The following is a 21,590-nucleotide window of genomic DNA, read 5'->3' on the forward strand; positions in this document are numbered from 1 at the left end:
TGTCGACGATCCCGCCGCCGTCATTGTCGTTCGAGGGTGGTGCGGCGTAGGCGAGCTGGGGCAGTGCGGTGCTGATCACCGCGGCTGCCACCATGCAGGCCGTTGCCCTTCCCAGTCTGGGTCTCACACCAAACCTTCCTGATAGAACCTGGCCGAAAACACCACCCCGAGCCGTTTTCCGAGATGCATGAAAAAAGCGGTGGGAATGGCGCCGGTGGTTTCTAGGCAGGCAGCTGATGCCATGTCAAACGATTAGACAGTTGCGACAGTTGGCGGCAAAACGGCCGGGCACTGTCTGAATTGTCCGTGCAGTGGCGGACCGGCGGCGGCGTCAGGTATAAAGCCCCCGGTTATCGCCCGGGTACGGGGTGAATCGTTATTCGTGCTATTCGGAGGGGGAATTCCATGGACGACACGGAACGGGATGTCGTGGAACGGGATGCCGCCGAAGGGGATACCGGGGAACAGGCCGAGTCCCCGGCCCGGCGGCCCGATCGCGCGGGGCTGTTCATCGCGGGCGGAGTGCTCGCGGCGTGCGCGGCATTGGTCGGGTACGGGGTGGTCGTCGATGGCGGAAACGACACCGAGGAGTCGGAGCGTCGTGTTCCCACCGCCGCGGTGACCTACGAGGTCACCGGCACCGGGACCGCCGACATCACCTACCAGGCCCGCAGCGAGTCCGGGGAGGCCGTCGTCGTCAAGGCGGCGTCCCTGCCGTGGCGCAAGACCGTGGACGTGCCCCTCGGTCGGAACGCGGTCGTCAGCATTACCCTCGGCGAGAAGGGTGGCGAGGCCCGCTGTGCGGTCGCGGTGCGCGGCAGGCACGTACAGGGCGCCACGGCGGCGGGCGAGTTCGGCCGCGCCACCTGCACCGGCTCGCTGCCCCGCGGTTCGCGGGAGGCTCCCGCGAGCTGAGACGAGGCCGGACTCCGCCGCCGTAGGTATACCCCCATGGGTACCTGTGCAGGGACCAGTGGCCCCATGCCCGCCCCCATCTCCCGCACGACAGTGGAGGCATGGGCAAACACATCGTGATCCTCGGTGGCGGGACGGCGGGCACCATGGCCGCCAACCGCCTGTGTCGTACACACGGCGAGGGCGAGGTCCGGATCACGGTCGTCGACCAGGACGGCGACCACATCTACCAGCCCGGCCTGCTCTTCGTCCCCTTCGGGGCGGCACGTCCGGACCGCCTCGTCCGGTCCCGTCCCCGGCAGCTGCACCCGGCCGTCGACTACAAGCAGGCACCGGTCGAGCGGGTCGACCTCGACACGCACACCGTGCGCCTCGGCGGTGGCATCACCCTGGGCTACGACGTCCTCGTGGTCGCCACCGGCGCCCGGCTGCTGCCGGAGGAGACCGAAGGGCTGACCGGTGACGGCTGGGGCGAGAAGGTCCTCACCTTCTACGACCTGCCCGGCGCCGAGGGGCTGCGCGCGGCGCTGGACCGCTTCGAGGGCGGGCGGATCGTGGTCGACGTGGCGGACCTTCCGGTCAAGTGCCCGGTGGCGCCGCTGGAGTTCGCCTTCCTCGCCGACTGGTACTTCCGGCGGCGGGGCATTCGCGACCGGGTCCGGCTGACCTACGCCACCCCGCTGGACGGCGCCTTCACCAAGCCCGTCGCCGCCAGGACGCTCGGCGGGCTGCTGGAGCGCAAGGGCATCGAACTGGTCACCGAGTTCACCCTCGGTGAGGTCGACGGAGCGGGCGGCCGGATGGTGTCGTACGACGGCCGGGAGCTGTCCTTCGACCTGGCCGTGGTGGTGCCGCTGCACGGTGGCGCCGCGTACGTCGGCCGGTCCGAAGAGCTCGGCGACGAACTGGACTTCGTACCCGTCGACCCGCACACCCTCCAGCACCCCGACCACCCGGAGGTCTTCGCGATCGGGGACGCGGCCGGTCTGCCCGCGTCGAAGGCGGGGTCGGTGGCCCACTTCGAGGGGGAGACGCTGGTGCGCAACATCGGCCGCTTCCTCGCCGGGCGGCCTCTGGACGCCGCCTACGACGGGCACGCCAACTGTTTCGTCGAGACCGGCTTCCACAAGGCCCTGCTGATCGACTTCAACTACGAGACCGAGCCGCTGCCCGGTCACTTCCCGGCCGCCGTGGGCCTGCCGCTGCTGAAGGAGTCGTACGCCAACCACCTCGGCAAGCTCGCCTTCGAGCGGTTCTACTGGCACGGCCTGCTGCCGGGCCGCGAACCGGCCGGGATCGGCTCCGCGATGCCCGAGCGCGGCAAGAAGCACCTCCCGGCCTGAGCAGAGGAGAACACCGCCATGCCCACCGCCACCTACGACGGCACCCCCGTCCCCGTCGACGACGACGGCTTCTTCACCGACCCCGGCCGGTGGACCGAGTCCATGGCCGAGCAGATCGCCCGCGAGGCGGGCATCGCTCCCCTGACCGACCGGCACTGGACGGTCATCCGCTTCATGCGCGCCAGGTACGCGGCCGACGGCACCGGACCCACCGTCCGGGTCCTCGGCAAGTCCTCCGGCGTGAGCGTCAAGGAGCTGTACCAGCTCTTCCCCAAGGGCCCGGCGAAGACCGCCGCGAAGATCGCCGGGATACCCAAGCCGCGCGGCTGCGTCTGAGGAGGGCACCCGCCATGGCCGACACCGCCACGATCGAGAAGGTCTCGATCATCGTCTCCAAGGGGTCCCTCGAGGGGATCTACCCGGCCCTGATCATGGCCAACGGCGCCCGCGCCGAGGGCATCGAGGCCGACCTGTTCTTCACCTTCTTCGGCCTGGACGCCGTCACCAGGCGGCGCTGGGAACACATCCGGCTGGCCACCGTCGGCAACCCGGGCCTGCACCTGCCGACCCTGGTGGGCGGCCTGCCGGGCATGCCCGACCTGGTCACCCGGGTCCTGGAACGCAAGATGGCGAAGCTCGACATCCCGCCGATCCCCGAGTTCATCGAGATGATCGCCGACACCGGCGCCGGACTCTACGCCTGCAAGGCCTCCGTCGACCTCTTCGACCTCACCGAGGACGACCTGATCGACCAGGTGAAGGGCGTCATCACCGTGGGCGAGTTCTACGAGCACGCCGCCGGGGGGCAGATCATCTACACCTGAGCCCGGCTCCGCCCGGGGCCCCGGCGCGCGCATCCGCCGGAAGCCTGTGATGGTGAAGGGGAAACGTCTCCGATCCTGCGGCCTGGGGCGGTGAGCGCGGTGACAGCGATCGAGGAGAACCAGCACCTGCCGGCAGGTCCGTCCGTCGACCCCCTGGGTGACCCGTTCCTGCGGACCCGGTTCGCCCTCCCCGCCAGACCCGCCACCTTCCTGCGGCGGGAACGGCTGGTCGAGCGCCTCCACCGGTCGCCACCGACCCCGCTGACGATGATCAACGGGGCCGCGGGGGCGGGCAAGACCCTGCTGGCCGCCGACTGGGCCGCGGGCCTGCCGGGTCCGGTCGCCTGGCTCACCCTGGACACCGCGATCCAGGGCCCGGGGATGTTCTGGGCCCATCTGCTCCAGGCCCTGCGCACCAGCGGGGCGCCCGGCGCCGCCGACGTCGGCGCGCCCGCCGACGCGGGCCGGGTCGACCACACCCTGCTGACCAGGCTCGCCGCGGGGCTCGGCGGCGGCGAGCGGGCGGTGACCGTGGTCCTCGACGAGTACGACCGCGTCACCACCCCCGAGATCTCCGAGCAGCTGGAGTTCGTCCTGCACCACGCCGGACCGGGACTGCGCCTGGTCCTGGTGACCCGCACCGAGCCGCTGCTGCCACTGCACCGGTACCGCGCGGCCGGGACGATGACCGAGGTCCGGGACGCAGAGCTGGCCTTCACCCCCGAGGAGACGGTCGCCCTGCTGAGGCTGCACGGGCTGCGGCTGTCCGTGGCGGCGGCCACCACCCTGGTGGACCGCACCCGGGGCTGGGCGGCCGGGCTCCGGCTGTGCGCGCTGGCGGCGCAGGAGAGCCCGGACCCGGAGCGCTATCTGAAGGAGTTCGAGGCCGGGCACAGCACGGTCGCCGACTTCCTGCTGGCGGAGGTCCTCAAGCGGCAGCCGCCTCCCATCCAGGACCTGCTGCTGCGGATCAGCGTCCTGGACCGGTTCTGCGGCGAGCTGGTGAACGCGCTGACCGGGCGGGCCGACGCCGGGCCCATCCTCGCCGGGCTGCACAGCGAGAACGCCTTCGTCGAGGACCTCGGGCACTCCTGGTACCGCCTGCACCCCCTGTTCCGCGAGATCCTCCGCGCCCACCTGCGGGAACGCTGCCCGGGCCTGGAACCCGAGCTGCACCTGCGGGCGGCGCGCTGGCTGCGGCGCTCCGGCGCCCTCGCGGACATGCTGGCGCACGGCGCCGCCGCGGGGGACTGGGACCTCACCTCCGACGCCCTCGTCGACGACCTGGCGATCGGACAGCTGTTCACCGGCGTACGCTCCGACGACCTGGCCGAACTGTTCTCCGGCATGGGACCCGAGCCGGACAGCCCGGCCGCGCACCTGGTCCGGGCGGCACGCGACCTGTCCCGGCACGACCTCGACCGCGGGCTGACGCATCTGCGGCGCGCCGAGGCCCGGCTCACCGCGGACCAGCCGGGCCCCGCGGCGGCCCGGCTGAGCTGCGCGCTGCTGGAGACGGTCGCGGCCCGGCTGACCGGCTCCCCCGACCACGCGGAGCGGGCCGTACGGGCGGCCCGGCAGGCGCAGCGCGAGGTCCCCGCACCCTTGCTGGAGAAGCACCCGGAGCTGCCCGCCCTGCTGATGACCCACCTGGGGTCGGCACGGCTGTGGGCCGGGAACCTCGACGAGGCGCGCGCCGCGCTCACCACCGTGACCGCCGGAACCGCCGGTGCCGCCACGGCGCTGCCGCGGGAGGAGTCCTTGCAGCTGCTGGCGCTCATCGACTACCTCGACGGGTGGCCCGCCCGGGCGGAACGCCAGGCGGTCGCGGCGACGGCCGGGACGGAGCGGCTCGACGCGTCCGAGCCGACGGGCGGTGAACTGGGGCGGCTGGTCCTGGCGGCCGTGGCCGTCGACCGCAACGAACTCGCCGAGGCGCAGACCCTCCTCGACTCCGCGCCGCCCACGGCGCCCCCCGACCCGGTGACGGCGGCCGGGCGGTCCCTGGCGACGGCCCGGCTGCTGCTGGCCCGGGGCCGGGCGCGCGCCGCGCTGGCCGCCGCCGAACCGGCTCTCGACGCCGAGGTCGCCTCCCCCTGGGCGCGGGGCCACGCCGCACTGGTGGCCGCCGCCGCCCACCTGGCCGAGGGGCGCCCGGAGGCGGCCAACGAGGTGCTGGACCAGGTGGCCCACGAGCCGCCCACCTGCGCGGTGGGCGCCGCCGGGGCCCGGCTCGCCGCGGGTCAGGTCGACGCGGCCCTGCGACTGCTGGACGACATCCCCGCCGAAGGGCGCACCGGCCCCGCGGTGCTGGTCCGGGCCGCGTTGCTGCGGGCGCAGGCCGCGGACGCGGCGGGGGACGGCGGCGCCGCGCGGGACCTGCTCGCGCGGGCGCTCACCCAGGCCCGGCGCGAGCGGCTGCGGCGCCCCTTCCTGGAGGCGGGCCCGTGGCTGCGGCCGTATCTGGGCAGCGGGCCGCTCGAGCGGCTGGCGGCGGGCTGGCTGGTGCCGGGTTCCGCCGCTTCCGCCGAACCCGCGCCGCTGCTGGTGGAGGAGCTGAGCGGACGCGAGCGTGAGGTGCTGCTGCGGCTGGCCCAGCTGATGTCGACCGAGGACATCGCCGCCGACCTGTTCGTGTCGGTGAACACGGTCAAGACCCACCTCAAGAGCGTCTACCGGAAGCTGGCCGTCAACCGCCGCCATGACGCCGTACGGCGCGCCCGCGAGCTGGACCTGCTCTGACCGGCACCCGGCCGGGGGGCCGGATCACACCTCCCGGGTGAGGTGCGACGGGCGCGCGGGGCGTAACGATGGGACGACCCCAGCAGGTCCGCCCCCGACACCGGCGGGAGCACAGCACATGCGCTACGAGATCCGTGTCGAAGGACATGTGTCCGAGACGCTGGCCAAGGTCTTCCCGGAACTGGAGCACGTGGTGATCTCCGGGCAGACCGTGCTGTACGGACCCGTCGTCGACGACGCGCACCTCTACGGGCTGCTGGCCCGCTTCCAGTCCCTCGGACTGCGGGTGCTGGAGCTGCGGCAGCTGCCGGACTGACCGCCCGCCGGGCCACTTCACCCGCTCCGGGTGAAGCCCGCCGGCCACCGGTACGCCCACGCTGAGGTCAGGAGCGGGCACGGCACACCAGCCCCCCCGCCCGAGACGGAGGAGAGCGATGAACACCGACGTGTACCTCGCCTACGACTATCCGCTGCTGAGCATGTTCTGGACCATCCTGTGGGTCTTCCTGTGGATCATGTGGTTCATCCTGCTCTTCCGGATCATCGGCGACATCTTCCGCGACGACAGCCTCGGCGGCTGGGGCAAGACCGGCTGGCTGGTCTTCGTGGTCGTGCTGCCCTTCCTCGGCGTGTTCGTCTACCTCATCGCCCGCGGCAGGGACATGGGCGGCCGTGAGATCGCGCACGCCCAGGCACAGCAGAAGGCGTTCGACTCCTACATCCGGGAGACGGCCGGCGGGGGCAAGCGCCCCAGCAGCATCGACGAACTCGCCAGGCTCTCCGAGATGCGCACCCGGGGTGACATCACGGACGAGGAGTTCAGCCGCGCCAAGGAACTGGTCCTGAGCGGCACCGGAGGAAGCGAGGTACCACGATGACCGCCACCCACGCGCCGCGAGCGCACTCCGCCAAGTACGCCTGGGCCGGGGGCCTGACGGTCTTCGCCGCCGTCATGCTGACGATCGCCGGGCTCCTGGACATCTTCCGCGGGATCATGGCGATCGCCGAGGACGACGTCTTCGTCGCCACGCCCAACTACGTCTTCGAGTTCGACCTCACCGGCTGGGGCTGGGTCCACCTGGCGCTCGGCGTGGTCGCCGTGATCATCAGCCTGGGGCTGTACCAGGCGGCGCTGTGGGCCCGGATCGCCGGGGTCGCCGTCGCCGCGCTGGTCATCATCGCCAACTTCCTGTCCCTGCCGTACTACCCGGTGTGGTCGGTGATCATGATCGCGATCTCCGGGTTCGTCATCTGGGCCCTGTGCGTCGCCCGCAGGGACGACGTGGGCCTCTGACCGGCCGGGCTCGCCTCAGAGCCAGTCCCGCCGTTTGAAGACCACGTACAGGCTCACGCAGACCAGCCCCATCAGGCCGATCGCGAACGGATAGCCGAAGCTCCAGTCCAGCTCCGGCATGTGCTCGAAGTTCATTCCGTAGATCGTGCCCACGAGGGTCGGGGCGAAGAGGATCGCCGCCCAGCTGGAGATCTTCTTGAGTTCCTCGTTCTGCGCGAACCCGGCCTCCGCCAGCGCCCGCATCTCGGCGTTCTGCTGCTGGGTCACCAAGGTGGCGTTCACGGTCAGGATGTCGGCCAGGGCCTGGCGGAAGCCGTCGACGCGCTCGCTGGTGTGGGTGACGTGGTCGGCGACGTCCCGCAGATAGCGCTGGAGTTCCTCGTCCGTGCCGTACTTGGCGAAGCCCGCCATCAGGCCGTGCAGCATGCCGACCAGGGGGCGGGTGGCGCGCTGGAACTCCACCATCTCCCGGGAGAGTTCGTAGATACGGCGGGAGACCTCGGGATCGCCGCGGAAGACCTCCGTCTCGATCTCGTCGATGTCGTTCTGGACGCCCGCGACGACCGGCGCGTAGCCGTCGACCACCGCGTCCAGGATGGCGTACAGCACCGCCTCCGGACCGAGCGCCAGCAGCTCCGGGCTGTCCTCCATGCGGTGCCGTACGGCGGACAGGTCGGGCGCCGCGCCGTGCCGGACCGTGATCACGAAGTCGGGGCCGACGAAGACGTGCAGCTCGCCGAAGTCGACCTCCTCGGGGGCGTCCAGGTAGCGGGCGGCCCGCAGGACGACGAAGAGGGTGTCGCCGTAGCGCTCCAGCTTCGGCCGCTGGTGCGCCTCCATCGCGTCCTCCACCGCCAGCGGGTGCAGGTCGAACTCCGCTGCCAGGGAGAGCAGTTCCGCGTCGGTGGGCCGGGCGAGACCGATCCACGCCATGCCCGAGGGCTTCTCGCGCAGCTCCCGGTAGGTCTCGGCGAGCGTGTCCGGCGACGACACCCGCACACCGTCCCGGTAGAGGGCGGCCTGCACGACGCTGACCGGCTCGGGCGCCGGTGGCTCCGGCGTGGCCGCCGGCGGCACCGCGGGCTCCCGCTGCGCCGTCCGCTCCGGTGGCCCTGACCGCCGCCAGACCGGGCGCAGCGGGTTCCTCGGCGCGGGACGACTACGTCGCTCGGACATCGCGGCTGCCCTCCACTCAGGTCGGTGTCCCCGCGAGGACACGGCACGTCCTCGCGGACAGTACCCGGTTTCGCCCACACTGCGATCTAGGACAGGAGCTGACCGCTATCCCGGCTACCGTGCCCCCATGACCAAGTCGGCGACCCCCGCGCCCCTCCTCGGCACGCGCGCCCTCAACCGCGCCACCCTCGAACGGCAGCTGCTCCTGCGGCCCGCGGCGCTCACCGCGGCGGCGGCCGTCGGGCGGCTGCTCGGGCTCCAGGCGCAGAACGTCAGGCCCCCGTACCAGGCGCTCGCCGCACGCCTCGACGGGTTCGCGCCGGAGGCGCTGTCACGGCTCATGGCCGAGCGCGAGGCCGTCCGGATCGTCACCATGCGGTCCACCATCCACACCCACACCGCCGACGACGCCCTCACCCTGCGCCCGCTGGTGCAGCCCGCCCGGGACCGGGAGATCAACATCTTCCGGAAGGGGCTCGTCGGCGTCGACCTGGACCGGCTCGCCCTGCTGGCCAGGGAACTCGTCGAGGCCGAGCCGCGCACCATGGGGCAGCTGCGGGACGCCCTGAGCGCCGAGTGGCCCGAGGCCGACCCGCAGGCCCTCGCCGTCGCCGCCCGGTGCAGACTGCCGCTCGTGCAGGTGACGCCGCGCGGGCTGTGGGGGAGGAGCGGACAGGTCGCCCTCACCACCGTCGAACGGTGGCTCGGCCGCCCCGCCGAGCCCGCGCCCGACGCCGCGGACGTCGTGGTGCGCTATCTCGCCGCCTTCGGCCCGGCGTCCGTGAAGGACATGCAGACCTGGTCCGGCCTCACCCGGCTGCGGCCCGCCTTCGAACGGCTCCGCCCCCGGCTGCTGACCTTCCGCGACGAGCGGGGCACCGAGCTGTTCGATCTGCCCGACGCGCCGCGCCCCGACCCGGACACCCCGGCCCCGCCGCGCTTCCTGCCCGAGTACGACAACCTGCTGCTGTCCCACGCCGACCGCACCCGGGTCGTGCCCGCCGCCTACCGGGGCCGCACCTGGCAGGGCAACACGGCCCACCCCACGTTCCTGGTGGACGGGTTCCTCGCGGGTGTGTGGAAGCTGCGCGGCGACGCCCTCGTCATCGAGCCGTTCGCCGGCCTCGGGCGGGCCGCACGCACGGCGGTGGCGGCGGAGGGCGAGCGGATGCTGGGGGTGCTGTACCCGGGGGAGCCGTACGACGTCCGCTTCGGCGAGGTGACGGACGTGGGCGAGGGCTGATGTGGACGAGGGCCGACGCGGACGAGGGCTGACATGGAGAGGGGGCGCTGCGGGCCGCTCGTGGAGGCCCGCAACGCCCCCTGGTTCGCACCTGAGGGTTACTCAGGAGTCCTTCGGACCGGCCGACCGCCGGTCATGAGGTGACCTGCGCGGTCACCAGGCTGGAGAACGTGGTCAGCCGGGTGTACACACCCGGGTAACCGGCCTGGGCGCAGCCCTGCCCCCAGGAGGTGATCCCCGCCAGCCTGCCCCCGATCAGCAGGGGCCCGCCGCTGTCGCCCTGGCAGGTGTCCACGCCGCCGGAGGAGTACCCGGCGCACACCATCTCCGCGGCGACGAAGCTGGAGCCGTAGGAACCGGCGCAGCTGCTGTCCGAGACCGTCGGCACGGTCGCGGTGCGCAGCTGGTTGGAGGAGCTGCCGCCGGAGCGGGTGGTGCCCCAGCCGAGGATCCGGGCGGTGGTCCCGGCCGCGTACACGGCGGTGTCGGACGCGGACACGTACGGCGCCGTGGTGTACGGCATCGACGTGGACAGCGTCAGCACGGCGACGTCCTCACCGCGGGTGGCGGTCGTGTAGTTCGGGTGGATCCAGATCCTGCTGACCCGGCTGACCGTGCCGTTGGTGCCGTTGAGGTAGGTGCGGCCACCGACCACCCGGACGCTGCTGGTGGTCTCGCCGACCATGCAGTGCGCGGCGGTGACGACCTTCGTCGGGGCGACCAGGGTGCCGCCGCAGAACTGGTTCTGCGAGGCGTCCGTGATCTGCATGACGAAGGGGTACGCGGTCGTGGTGGTCGTCGTGCCGCCGACGATCGGCTGGGGTGCGGCGACGGCCCCCGGGGCGCCGGTGAGCGCGGTGGCGGCGGCCGTGGCGGCGGCGGTGACGGCGAGAGCGGCGGCTCTCCTCCTGACGGTCCTTCTGGCGCGGTCGAGCCCGAACATGAGTCTCCTCGTGTGGCCGGTGGGGGGCGCGCGGGTGTGGGGGGTTGCACGGGGCTCCCGGACGGTCGGTCGCGGTGGCACCCCGTGTGCCCGAGCGAGCGGCACGTCCCTTACGCTAGGCCCGGCCCGAACCCCCACCCAATGAGGGAACCCCCTAGCGGCAAGGGAGTTGGGCAGGGATAACCCTCGATCCCCCTCACTAAACCACCCACCCGGACGTCACCTGCCCGCCCCCGACGTGCTGTCACCGCCGCGCGTCCCCCCGCAGGCCGGTCGCCGTCCGGGAGGGCACCGGCACCGAGCCGCCCGCCGCCAGCTTCGGCGCCGGGCCGCCGATGGACCGTCACCGGGGCACACCCGACCGCGATTCGGCCGTCATCCGGGCCTGACGCCCGCCCGCCAGCGGGCCGCCATCTGGCCTGCCCCGGCGGCCAGCTGCCCACCGGCGTGGTGTCCCGCCGTGAGCGGGTTCCACCGGGATGCGTCCAGCCGCGAGCCGGTGGTTGTCGGAAGGAGGCGTACGGCCTGTACGGCCGCCAGCCGGCCCTCCTCAGCGTGGCGTCCGGCGCGGACGGGTTGTCCCCTTGTCCCCAGGGCGCGCCCGCCGGTGAGTCGGTCGTCGTCCGGCGTGGGGCCCCGTCGCGGCAGGGTGTCTCCGGGGCGCGTTCGGCCGTCATCCGGGCTTCACACACCGTGATGTCCCACCGCCAGCGGACCTCACCCGCCCCCGCCCCGCCCCAGCCTCGGACCACACCCCGCGGCACGCACCGCCGCCAGTCGGACCGTGTCCGGTGGGGGGCTGGTGTTGGGTGGAGTCCATTCGGTGCGGTGGATCGCCGTTGGTTGGGGCGTGTCTGGTGGGGGGCTGGTGTTGGGTGGAGCCCATTCGGTGTGGCGGACCGTCGTTGGTTGGGGCGTGTCTGGTGGGGGGCTGGTGTTGGGTGGAGTCCATTCGGTGTGGCGGACCGTCGTTGGTTGGGGCGTGTCTGGTGGGGGGCTGGTGTTGGGTGGGGCCCATTCGGTGTGGCGGACCGTCGTTGGTTGGGGCGTGTCTGGTGGGGGGCTGGTGTTGGGTGGGGCCCATTCGGTGTGGCGGACCGTCGTTGGTTGGGGCGTGTCCGGTGGGGGGCTGGTGTCGGGGGGAGCGTGTCCGGCGCGGGGGAACTGGTGTCAGGCGGAGCCATCCGGCGCGGCCCACCGTCACCCCGCTGGTCTCACCCCGCCCGTCTCACCCCGCCCGTCTCACCCCGTAGGGCGGCCCGCTGCCAGGCGGACGAGGTCTACGCGGGAGCGTATGCCGAGTTTGCGGTAGACGCGGGTGAGGGTCGCCTCGACCGTCTTGACGCTGATGAACAGGCGCGCGGCGATCTCCCGGTTGGTGGCGCCCTCCATGACCAGCGCGGCGACCTGGCGTTCCATCGCCGCGAGGCCCTCCAGCGCGGCGGGCGGCGCGGGCGCGGGCACGGGCACCGCGGGCTGCGGGGCCGCCGCCGCGACGGCCGCGTCCACCTGGCGCAGCCACGGCAGCGCCCGGCACCGCCGGAACAGCCGGGCGGCCTCCTCGTAGGAGGACGTGACCGGGCCGGGGCGTCCGGCGCGCAGCCGGGCCAGTTCGAACGCGGCCCGCGCCTCCTCCAGGCCGTACCCCAGCTTGGCGAGCCGGTCCTGAACGGACGTCAGCTGGGCGATCGCCCCGTCGAGGTCCCCGTGCGCCGCCCGCACCAGGGCCTCGGCCCGGTCCAGGACGGCCAGCACGCTCTCCCGGTCCAGCCGCAACGCGTGCTCGCGGGTGACGTCGATGACGTCCTGCGCCTCCCCGGTCTCACCGATCCGCACCAGCGCCTCCGCGAGGTCCCCGTGCCACCGCCCGCGCGCCGGGTCGGTCACCCCGAGCCCCTCCTCCAGCACCCGCACCCGCCGCAGCGACCGCGCCGCGCCCACCTCGTCCCGCGCCACCAGCTGCGCGTGCCCGAGCGCGGCCAGGGCCCGCGAGAGGTAGACCGTGTCGCCGTCCTCCTCGGCGTGGCCCACGGCCTCCTGAGCCAGCGTCAGCGCGCGCCCCGCGTCACCGCCGGCGGCCTCGGCGAGGGAGGTGAGCATGGCGGAGGCGCCCTCGCCCATGCCGCAGTCCCGGGCCAGCCGCAGGCCCTCGCGGGCCAGGTCGAGGGCCCGGCCGCAGTGCCCGGAGCGCAGTTCGGTGTCGGCGAGGAAGCGCAGGAAGTGCACCTCGGACTCGACCATGCCGCGCCGCCGCACCTCCCGCAGCAGCGCGGTGACGGTGGTCCGCGCCTCGGTGAGCTGGTCGCTCATCAGCAGCCAGCGGAAGCGGGCCGCCCCGGCCCCGTTGTGGTGGCACGCCACCTGCGGGTCCTGCGGTTCGCGCAGCGCCCGCTTGATCGTCGCGGGCGCGTCCGGGTGCCCCATCAGGGTCTCGGTCTGCGCCTGAAAGGCCAGCGCGAGCAGCTCGGTGCGCCGGTCACCGCCGCGCGCGGCCAGTTCGGCGGCGTGCGCGGCCTCCTGCCGGGCCTCGGCGAAGTCGCCCAGCACCATCAGCCCGCGCCAGGCCAGCTGGTAGTGGACCAGGGCGAGCAGCCGGGGGTCGTCGCCCGCGTCGGCGAGGGCCTGCGGGAAGACCGCGTCGACCTCCCCGAGGGCCTGCCCGGCGGCCTCGATGACCACCATCCAGGCGCCCACCCGGTCGGCGGAGGCGGTGGACCGGTCGAGCACCTCGCGGGCGATGTCCCGGGCGAGGTCGACCTCCCCGGCGAGCAGCGCGTCCTCGGCGGCCTGGAGCAGGTAGCCGTCGGGGCCCGGGACACCGTGGGCGGGGGCGTGCCGGGCGGCGAGCAGCGCCAGCGACGCGGCGACCGAGGGCGCCCCGCGGTCCCGGGCCAGCGCGGCCGCCTCGGCCAGCCGGGCCGCCACCTCCGGGTCGGCGCCGGTGGTGGCCAGCGCCAGGTGCCGGGCGCGTTCGATCGGGTCGGACGCGGCCCGGGACAGCGCCGCGTGCGCGGCCCGCCGCTGCTGCCCGGTCGCCTCCGCGTACAGCGCGGCCGATATCAGCGGATGCGCGAACCGTACGGCGGGCCCTTCCGGCTCCGTCGCCAGCAGGCCCAGCTCGGCGGCGCGCGCGGTCTCCGCCTCGGCGTTCACCCGTCCGGCCGCGTGCAGCAGGGTGAGGGTGGGCCGGGCGCCCGCGCTGGCGACGAGGAGGGTGTTCCGGGCCTCCGGCGGCAGCATCTGGAGGCGGCTGAGGACCAGCGCCCGCAGCGAGGTCGGCACCGGCAGCGGCTCGCCGGGCCGGGGCGGGGTGGGGCTCTCGGCGAGGGCGCGGCCGAGTTCGAGGGCGAAGAGCGGGTTGCCGCCGCTGGTGCGGTGGATGTCGCGGACGACGGAGCGGGACAGCCCGGGGTAGCCGCGCTGGTCGAGCAGCCCGGACACCTGGGCGCGGGTCAGCGGGCCCAGCCGCAGCGCGAGGGTGTCGGGCGGGGAGGCGCGCAGCTGACCGTCGTACTCCTCGTGGTCGTCGGTGCGGACCGCGCAGAGCATCCGCACCGGGGTGTCACCGAGGCGGCGGGCGGCGAAGCCGAGGAGTTCGGCGCTGGCCGGGTCGAGCCACTGGAGGTCGTCGCAGACGAGCAGGACCGGCCCGTCGGCGGCGAGGACGCGCAGCGCGGACAGCACCGCGAGGCGCAGGGCGAGCCCGTCGCGCTGGAGGGTCGACTCGCCCCGGCCGGTGAGCGCCGACTCCAGGGCGGTGCGCTGGGCGGCGGGCAGTTTCCCGGACACCTCGCCGAGGACCAGACCGAGCAGATCGGCCAGCGCCAGGAACGGCAGATGGGATTCGGACTCGGTCGCCGAGCAGCGCAACACGGTCCGGCCCTCGCCGCCGTATTCCGCGGCCAATGCCCGCAGCACATGCGACTTTCCTATTCCGGCCGGGCCGTGCAGCAGCACACTGCCGCCTCGGCCGAGCTGCTCGCGCGCGGCCGTGAACAGCTCCTCCCGGCCGATGACCAGGTCGGGGCGGCGTCGGCCAGACTCCTTCAAGTCCCGTCGCACGGTCACCGCTCCCTCCGTGTGTCGTGTCCGCCAAATTCTAGGCAACATGTCGTTGAAATTCGGAGGGCGGAGGTCGTGAGGCTAATAACAGGACCGAGTCCAGGGGCGTGTGGAGGGAAATTCTCCGGCCACGGGAGGAATATCCACCAGAAGTTACGGCAACACCCCCGCCCGGCGCGCCGCGACGACCGCCTCACCCCGGGTCCGGGCGCCCAGCCTGCGCATCGCGGAGCGCAGATACCCCTTCACCGTCTCCGGCCGCAGCCCGAGACGCCGGGCCGTGTCCGCGTTGGTCGCGCCCCCCGCGACACAGGCCAGCACGTCCACCTCGCGCGGGGTGAGCGACACCGCCCCGGGCCCGCCGTCCGGTCCGTCGTGCGCGGTGAGCAGCCCGCAGGCGGCCAGCAGCTCCGCCCGCAGCGCCGGGTCGGCGATCCTCGGGGCGAGGGCGCGCAGCGCCGCGTGCGCCTCCCGCATGCGCTCCCGTACGACGGCACCCTCCCGTACGACGCCACCTTCCCGTACGATGCCGGCCTCCCGTACGGCAGCGCCCTCCCCGCCCCCGGCCGCCTCCGGCAGCAGGCCGTACGCCTCCTCCCGCACCAGCAGCGCCTGCTCCACGTCCCGCGCCGACTCCACGGCCGCCCGCAGCACCCGGTCGCCCAGGGGCTGGGCGGTGCGCAGCGCGCCGTAGAGCACCCCGCGCACCCGGCGCCGCACCACCACCGGCACCGCGAGGACCGAGCGCAGGCCCTCGGCGGCCACCGGGACGTCGTACTCGTGGCTGATCCGCCGCGAGGCGGGATAGTCGGACACCGCGCACGGGCGGGCCAGCGCCACCGCCCGGCCGCCGAGACCGTTGCCCGAGCCCACCGCGAGGGCGCGCAGCGCGCCGGTGCAGGTGCCGCTGAGTTCGCTGATGCGCACCTGCGGACGGCCCGGTTCCACCAGCCCGCCGAAGGCGACCGGCAGCCCCGTGGCCCGGCGCAGCCGCAGCAGCGCGTCCCGGATCTCCACCGACCCGTCCGCAGTCGTGCCCGTTCCGCCCGGCTCCACCGCCACGTGCTCGCCCTTCCCGCGCCCTTCACACCCGCCGCGCCGCCCGCCGTGCCGCGCATCCCCCCGTTCGGGGGTGGTGAGACCCGCATCACGGATTACACGATGTCCGGGAGCCGCCCGGCAATGCTCCGGCACACAGGAGGACAGATGACGACACCCACGGAGGAGTTCCGCGAGGCCCGCGACTTCCTGCTGGCCCACCGCGAGGACTACGCCGCCGCCCAGGAGGGCTTCGCCTGGCCGCGCCCGGAGGAGTTCAACTGGGCGCTCGACTGGTTCGACGTCATCGCGGACGGCAACGACCGCACCGCCCTGCACATCGTCGAGGAGGACGGCACCGAGTCCCTGCTGTCCTTCGCGGAACTCTCCGACCGCTCCGACCGGATCGCCGCCTGGCTGCGCGGGCGCGGCGTGCGTGCCGGGGACCGGGTGCTGGTGATGCTCGGCAACCAGCCCGAGCTGTGGGAACTCGCCCTCGCCGCGATGAAGCTGCGCGCCGTCGTCATCCCGGCCACCCCGCTGCTCGGCCCCGCCGACCTGCGCGACCGCGTCGACCGGGGCGCGGTCCGGCACGCCGTCGTACGGTCGGCGGACACCGGCAAGTTCACCGACGTGCCCGGCGGCTACACCCGTATCGCCGTCGGCGGCGCCCCCGTCGGCTGGCAGCCGTACGAGGAGGCGTACGCGGCCCCCGCCGGATTCACCCCCGACGGGCCCACCCGCGCCACCGACCCGCTGATGCTCTACTTCACCTCCGGCACCACCGCCCGCCCCAAGCTGGTCGAGCACACCCACGCCTCCTACCCCGTCGGGCACCTCGCGACCATGTACTGGATCGGCCTCAAGCCGGGCGACGTGCACCTGAACATCTCCTCGCCCGGCTGGGCCAAGCACGCCTGGTCCAACCTGTTCGCCCCGTGGAACGCGGAGGCGACCGTCTTCCTGCACAACTACACCCGCTTCGACGCCGCCCGGCTGATGGCCGAGATGGACCGCGCGGGCGTCACCACCTTCTGCGCCCCGCCGACCGTGTGGCGGATGCTCATCCAGGCCGACCTGAGCCAGCTGCGCACCCCGCCGCGCGAGGCCGTCGCCGCCGGTGAGCCGCTCAACCCCGAGGTCATCGAACAGGTCCGGCGCGCCTGGGGCGTCACCATCCGGGACGGCTTCGGACAGACCGAGACGGCCGTGCAGGTCTCCAACAGCCCCGGCCAGCCGCTGAAGACCGGCTCCATGGGACGGCCCAGCCCCGGCTACCGGGTGGAACTCCTCGACCCCGTCACCGGCGCGCCCGGCGCCACCGAGGGCGAGATCGCGCTCGACCTGTCCGCCCGCCCCGTCGGCCTGATGACCGGCTACCACGGCGACCCCGAGCGCACGGCGGAGGCGATGGCGGACGGCTACTACCGCACCGGCGACGTCGCCTCCCGCGACGAGGACGGCTACCTCACCTACGTCGGCCGCAGCGACGACGTCTTCAAGGCCTCCGACTACAAGATCAGCCCCTTCGAGCTGGAGAGCGCCCTGCTGGAGCACGAGGCGGTCGCGGAGGCCGCCGTCGTCCCCGCGCCGGACGAGCTGCGCCTCGCCGTGCCGAAGGCGTACGTCGTGCTGGCGGAGGGCTGGGAGCCGGGCCCGGATACCGCCAAGGTCCTCTTCGAGCACTCCCGCGAGGTCCTGGCGCCGTACAAGCGGGTCCGCCGTCTGGAGTTCGCGCCGCTGCCCAAGACCGTCTCCGGCAAGATCCGCCGCATCGAGCTGCGCGAGGCCACCGCGGCGGGGTCGGACGCCGAGTACCGCGAGGAGGACTTCCGGTGAACTCCTACACGCACGGCACCGGTACGACGCCCCTGCTCGGCGACACCATCGGCGCCAGCCTCGACCGGGCGGTGGCCGCCTGGCCCGACCGTGAGGCACTGGTCGACGTGCCCTCCGGGCGGCGCTGGACCTACGCCCGGTTCGCGGCGGACGTCGACGAACTGGCGTACGCGCTGCTGGCGAGCGGGGTCGGCAAGGGCGACCGGGTGGGCATCTGGGCGGTGAACTGCCCCGAGTGGGTGCTGGTGCAGTACGCCACCGCCCGGATCGGCGCGATCATGGTCAACATCAACCCCGCCTACCGCACCCACGAGGTCGAGTACGTCCTCAACCAGGCCGGGATCTCCCTGCTCGTCGCCTCCCCGAGCCACAAGGGCAGCGACTACCGCGCGATGGTCGAGCAGGTGCGCGGGAGGTGCCCCGCCCTGCGGGAGGCCGTGTTCATCGGCGACCCCGGCTGGGACGCTCTCCTGGCCCGTGCCACGCCCGCCCCGTTCCCCGAGCTGTCCTGCGACGACCCCATCAACATCCAGTACACGTCGGGCACCACGGGCTTCCCCAAGGGCGCCACCCTCTCCCACCACAACATCCTCAACAACGGCTACTTCGTGGGGGAGATGATCGCCTACGACGAGCGGGACCGGGTGTGCGTCCCGGTGCCCTTCTACCACTGCTTCGGCATGGTCATGGGCAACCTGGCGGCCACCTCCCACGGCGCCTGCGTGGTGATCCCCGCCCCGTCCTTCGACCCGGCGGCCACCCTGCGCGCCGTCGCACAGGAGCGCTGCACCTCGCTCTACGGCGTCCCGGCCATGTTCATCGCCGAGCTGGACCTCCCCGACTTCGCCGCCTACGACCTGTCCTCGCTGCGCACCGGAATCATGGCGGGCTCGCCCTGCCCGGTGGAGGTGATGAAGCGGGTGGTCGCGGAGATGAACATGACCGAGGTGTCCATCTGCTACGGCATGACCGAGACCTCGCCCGTCTCCACCCAGACCCGCCGCGACGACGACCTGGAGCACCGCACCGGCACGGTCGGCCGCGTCCTGCCGCACCTGGAGGTCAAGGTCGTCGACCCGGTGAGTGGGGTGACCCAGCCGCGCGGCACGGCGGGCGAGCTGTGCACCCGCGGCTACAGCGTGATGCTCGGCTACTGGGAGGAGCCGGAGAAGACCGCCGAGGCCGTCGACCCCGGCCGCTGGATGCACACCGGCGACCTCGCGGTGATGCGCGAGGACGGCTACCTGGAGATCGTCGGCCGGATCAAGGACATGATCATCCGGGGTGGCGAGAACATCTACCCGCGCGAGATCGAGGAGTTCCTCTACACCCACCCCAGGATCGCGGACGTCCAGGTCGTCGGCGTGCCCCACGAGCGGTACGGCGAGGAGGTGCTGGCCTGTGTCGTCCCGCGCGACCCGGCGGACCCGCCGTCCCTGGCGGAGGTGCGCGCCTTCTGCGAGGGCCGGTTGGCCCACTACAAGATCCCCAGCGGTCTGCGTATCCTCGACGCCTTCCCGATGACGGTCTCCGGGAAGGTCCGCAAGGTGGAACTGCGGGAGCGCTACGGGACGGCCTGATACCGCCGTCCGGCGATCACGCGCCCGCCCGGGACCGTAAGATCGGGTGCCCTGGGGGTGGGGTGAATATGGTCAAGCGGCAGCCCGGCACCACGCCGACGCTGGAGGAAGTGGCCGCTCTCGCCGGGGTGGGGCGCGGCACCGTCTCGCGCGTCATCAACAACGCGACCGGTGTCAAGGAGTCGACCAGACGGGCCGTGCAGCGGGCCATCGCCGAACTGGGCTATGTGCCCAACCTGGCGGCCCGTTCACTGGCGGGGCGGCGCGCGGACGCCGTCGCGCTGGCGATCACCGAGAAGGACTGGCGGAAGTTCGGCGAACCGTTCTTCTCGGAGGTGGTCCGCGCGGTCGGGGACGCCCTCGCCGACACCTCGGTGCAGCTGCTGCTCACCCTGATCCGCTCGGACGCCGAACGCACCCGGTTCGTGGAGTACGCGCGCGGCGGCCGGGTCGACGGGGTGCTGCTGATGTCCGTGCACGCCGAGGACCCGCTGCCCGACATGCTCGCCGACGCCGGGCTGCCCACCGTGCTGCTGGGCCGCCGCTCGGGCGACGAGCAGGTCACCTACGTCGACGCGGACAACGCGGGCGGCGCCCGGGAGGCCGTGGAGCACCTGCTGCGCGGCGGGCGCCGGGCGATCGGCACGGTCACCGGGCCGCTGGACATGTACGTCGCCCAGAGCCGTCTGCGCGGCTACCGGGAGGCGCTCACCCGGGCCGGCATCGCGCCCCGGGCCGCCTGGGAGGCCGAGGGCGACTTCACCGAGGAGAGCGGGTGCCGGGCCACCGCCGAACTCCTCGAGCGCCACCCGGAGCTGGACGCCGTGTTCGCCGCGTCGGACACCATGGCGGCGGGCGCGCTGGCCGCCCTGCGCGCGGCGGGGCGCCGGGTGCCCGACGACGTCGCGGTGATCGGCTTCGACGACTTCCAGCTCGCCCAGCACACCGAGCCGCTGCTGACGACGGTCCGCCAGCCGCTGGAGGAGATCGGCCGGGCCATGGTGCGGCTGCTGCTGGAGGAGATGGAGCAGCCCGAGGTCGCCTGGCGGCATGTGATCCTGCGGACCCGGCTGGTGGTGCGCGGCTCGGCCTGAGACGCCCGCGTGCGAGCGGCTTCGAATGTTTCGGGAGCGCTCCCATTGTGATCCGGCCCAGTGGATCAACGCCTCTGACCTGGGCCTTCGAAATCGCTTCGACAAACAGCCCGCGCACAGTCTTGTCAGGGACATGGGCGCCTCCTACAGTCACCGGCGAACCAAATTATGGGAGCGCTCCCATCAGTGGGGAGTTGGGAGCGCTCCCGCCCCCCACCCTCCCCCGCATCCCCGAGAGGCCCCGCATGCGACCGTTACCGCACGGCACCCGCACCCCGCACGCCCTGCTCGGCACGCTGCTCACCGCTCTCGCCACCGTCGTGGCACTCCTCACCGCCGCACCGGCCGCCCAGGCCGACACCCTGATCTGTGAGCAGTACGGCTCCACCACGATCCAGGGCCGCTACGTCGCCCAGAACAACCGCTGGGGCACCAGCGCCACCCAGTGCATCAACGTCACCGACACCGGCTTCACCGTCACCCAGGCGGACGGTTCGGTGCCCACCAACGGCGCTCCCAAGTCGTACCCGTCCGTCTTCAACGGCTGCCACTACACCAACTGCTCCCCGGGCACCAACCTCCCGGCGCAGCTCAGCACCATCTCCAGCGCGCCCAGCAGCATCTCGTACGGCTATGTCGGCAACGCCGTCTACAACGCCTCGTACGACATCTGGCTGGACCCGACGCCCCGGACCGACGGGGTGAACCGGACCGAGATCATGATCTGGTTCAACCGGGTCGGCTCCATCCAGCCGATCGGCTCCCCGGTCGGCAACGCCACGGTCGGCGGCCGCAACTGGGAGGTCTGGACCGGCAGCAACGGCTCCAACGACGTGATCTCCTTCGTCGCGCCGTCCGCGATCTCCAGCTGGAGCTTCGACGTCATGGACTTCGTCCGGCAGACCGTCTCCCGGGGCATGGCCCAGAACAACTGGTACCTGACGAGCGTCCAGGCCGGGTTCGAGCCCTGGCAGAACGGGGCCGGGCTCGCGGTGAACTCGTTCTCGTCGAGCGTGAACACCGGCGGCACCAACCCCGACCCGGGCGGCCCGGCGCAGTGCGACGTCACCTACGCCACCAACGTCTGGCAGGGCGGCTTCACCGCCGACGTCACGGTCAAGAACACCGGTTCCGCGCCCGTCGACGGCTGGCGACTGGCCTTCACCCTGCCCTCCGGACAGCGGATCACCAACGCCTGGAACGCGACCGTCAGCCCGTCCACCGGGGCGGTCACCGCGACCCCGGCGGCGCACAACACGCGGATCGCGCCGGGAGCCAGTGCGACCTTCGGCTTCCAGGGTTCGCACACGGGCACGTTCGCGCAGCCGGACGTCTTCACACTGAACGGCACCGCCTGCTCCTGAGCCGCGCAGGCCGCGCAGGCCGCGCAGGCCGCTCACGCGGAGCCGGCCCCGGTCGGCCCCGGGTTCCGCCGCCGCCCCACGCCGCAGGGGCGGAACCCGGGGCATCCCCCTACCCCCCACGCACCCCCCACGC

General features: G+C 73.2%; 17 protein-coding genes. 13 read left to right on the forward strand and 4 right to left on the reverse strand.

Features of this window, described 5'->3' with window-relative positions; translation table 11 throughout:
* Nucleotides 1-405 precede the first annotated feature (405 nt).
* The 8 genes from KBY47_RS34370 to KBY47_RS34405 all read left to right on the forward strand — a co-directional run bounded on the left by KBY47_RS34370 (nucleotide 406) and on the right by KBY47_RS34405 (nucleotide 7,118).
* Nucleotides 406-915: a hypothetical protein gene (locus KBY47_RS34370; RefSeq protein WP_247695676.1), complete on the forward strand. Its 510-nt coding sequence runs from the start codon at nucleotides 406-408 to the stop codon at nucleotides 913-915.
* A gap of 101 nt (nucleotides 916-1,016) precedes the next feature.
* Entirely contained in the window at nucleotides 1,017-2,258 is a 1,242-nt protein-coding gene (locus tag KBY47_RS34375) for an NAD(P)/FAD-dependent oxidoreductase (RefSeq protein WP_210928241.1), read from the forward strand.
* An 18-nt stretch (nucleotides 2,259-2,276) separates the two neighbouring features.
* Nucleotides 2,277-2,594, forward strand: coding sequence for a TusE/DsrC/DsvC family sulfur relay protein (locus tag KBY47_RS34380; RefSeq protein ID WP_210928244.1), 318 nt, complete (start codon nucleotides 2,277-2,279; stop codon nucleotides 2,592-2,594).
* 14 nt (nucleotides 2,595-2,608) lie between these two features.
* Nucleotides 2,609-3,082 carry a DsrE/DsrF/DrsH-like family protein gene (locus KBY47_RS34385; RefSeq protein WP_210928247.1) on the forward strand — a complete coding sequence of 158 codons (474 nt, stop codon included), beginning with the start codon at nucleotides 2,609-2,611 and terminating at the stop codon, nucleotides 3,080-3,082.
* A 90-nt stretch (nucleotides 3,083-3,172) separates the two neighbouring features.
* Nucleotides 3,173-5,824 carry a LuxR C-terminal-related transcriptional regulator gene (locus KBY47_RS34390; RefSeq protein ID WP_210928249.1) on the forward strand — a complete coding sequence of 884 codons (2,652 nt, stop codon included), beginning with the start codon at nucleotides 3,173-3,175 and terminating at the stop codon, nucleotides 5,822-5,824.
* Nucleotides 5,825-5,942: 118 nt separating this feature from the next.
* Complete coding sequence (locus KBY47_RS34395) at nucleotides 5,943-6,140, forward strand: hypothetical protein (protein ID WP_210928250.1); 198 nt, start codon at nucleotides 5,943-5,945, stop codon at nucleotides 6,138-6,140.
* A 118-nt stretch (nucleotides 6,141-6,258) separates the two neighbouring features.
* Entirely contained in the window at nucleotides 6,259-6,702 is a 444-nt protein-coding gene (locus KBY47_RS34400) for an SHOCT domain-containing protein (RefSeq protein ID WP_210928253.1), read from the forward strand.
* A complete protein-coding gene (locus KBY47_RS34405) occupies nucleotides 6,699-7,118 on the forward strand; it encodes a hypothetical protein (protein ID WP_210928255.1) in 420 nt (139 codons plus the stop codon). The genes KBY47_RS34400 and KBY47_RS34405 overlap by 4 nt, the downstream gene beginning before the upstream one ends.
* A gap of 15 nt (nucleotides 7,119-7,133) precedes the next feature.
* Here KBY47_RS34405 and KBY47_RS34410 read toward each other — a convergent pair whose 3' ends face one another.
* Nucleotides 7,134-8,294, reverse strand: a complete 1,161-nt coding sequence (locus KBY47_RS34410) for a magnesium and cobalt transport protein CorA (RefSeq protein WP_210928257.1) — start codon at nucleotides 8,292-8,294, stop codon at nucleotides 7,134-7,136.
* 127 nt (nucleotides 8,295-8,421) lie between these two features.
* Here KBY47_RS34410 and KBY47_RS34415 point away from each other — a divergent pair, with 127 nt between their 5' ends.
* Nucleotides 8,422-9,537, forward strand: a complete 1,116-nt coding sequence (locus KBY47_RS34415) for a winged helix DNA-binding domain-containing protein (RefSeq protein WP_210928259.1) — start codon at nucleotides 8,422-8,424, stop codon at nucleotides 9,535-9,537.
* A 133-nt stretch (nucleotides 9,538-9,670) separates the two neighbouring features.
* On the opposite strand, the gene KBY47_RS34420 is transcribed toward KBY47_RS34415, so the two are convergent.
* From KBY47_RS34420 to KBY47_RS34430, 3 genes are all read right to left on the reverse strand, one after another.
* Nucleotides 9,671-10,480: a trypsin-like serine protease gene (locus KBY47_RS34420; RefSeq protein WP_210928261.1), complete on the reverse strand. Its 810-nt coding sequence runs from the start codon at nucleotides 10,478-10,480 to the stop codon at nucleotides 9,671-9,673.
* A gap of 1,242 nt (nucleotides 10,481-11,722) precedes the next feature.
* Nucleotides 11,723-14,548, reverse strand: coding sequence for a LuxR family transcriptional regulator (locus tag KBY47_RS34425; protein WP_210928263.1), 2,826 nt, complete (start codon nucleotides 14,546-14,548; stop codon nucleotides 11,723-11,725).
* A 147-nt stretch (nucleotides 14,549-14,695) separates the two neighbouring features.
* Nucleotides 14,696-15,604 (reverse strand): helix-turn-helix transcriptional regulator, encoded by a 909-nt coding sequence (locus KBY47_RS34430; RefSeq protein WP_308405393.1) that lies wholly within the window; start codon nucleotides 15,602-15,604, stop codon nucleotides 14,696-14,698.
* 144 nt (nucleotides 15,605-15,748) lie between these two features.
* On the opposite strand from KBY47_RS34430, the gene KBY47_RS34435 reads away from it, so the two are divergent.
* From KBY47_RS34435 to KBY47_RS34450, 4 genes are all read left to right on the forward strand, one after another.
* Nucleotides 15,749-17,419: an AMP-binding protein gene (locus tag KBY47_RS34435; RefSeq protein WP_210928265.1), complete on the forward strand. Its 1,671-nt coding sequence runs from the start codon at nucleotides 15,749-15,751 to the stop codon at nucleotides 17,417-17,419.
* The gene (locus tag KBY47_RS34440; protein ID WP_210928267.1) at nucleotides 17,416-18,999 is read left to right on the forward strand and encodes an AMP-binding protein; all 1,584 of its coding nucleotides are present in this window, start codon (nucleotides 17,416-17,418) and stop codon (nucleotides 18,997-18,999) included. The genes KBY47_RS34435 and KBY47_RS34440 overlap by 4 nt, the downstream gene beginning before the upstream one ends.
* Before the next feature lie 68 nt (nucleotides 19,000-19,067).
* Entirely contained in the window at nucleotides 19,068-20,093 is a 1,026-nt protein-coding gene (locus KBY47_RS34445; RefSeq protein ID WP_210928269.1) for a LacI family DNA-binding transcriptional regulator, read from the forward strand.
* A gap of 245 nt (nucleotides 20,094-20,338) precedes the next feature.
* Nucleotides 20,339-21,457 carry a cellulose binding domain-containing protein gene (locus KBY47_RS34450; RefSeq protein WP_210928271.1) on the forward strand — a complete coding sequence of 373 codons (1,119 nt, stop codon included), beginning with the start codon at nucleotides 20,339-20,341 and terminating at the stop codon, nucleotides 21,455-21,457.
* Nucleotides 21,458-21,590: the final 133 nt, after the last annotated feature.

Source organism: Streptomyces sp. B93 (assembly GCF_018070565.1).
Taxonomy (GTDB): domain Bacteria; phylum Actinomycetota; class Actinomycetes; order Streptomycetales; family Streptomycetaceae; genus Streptomyces.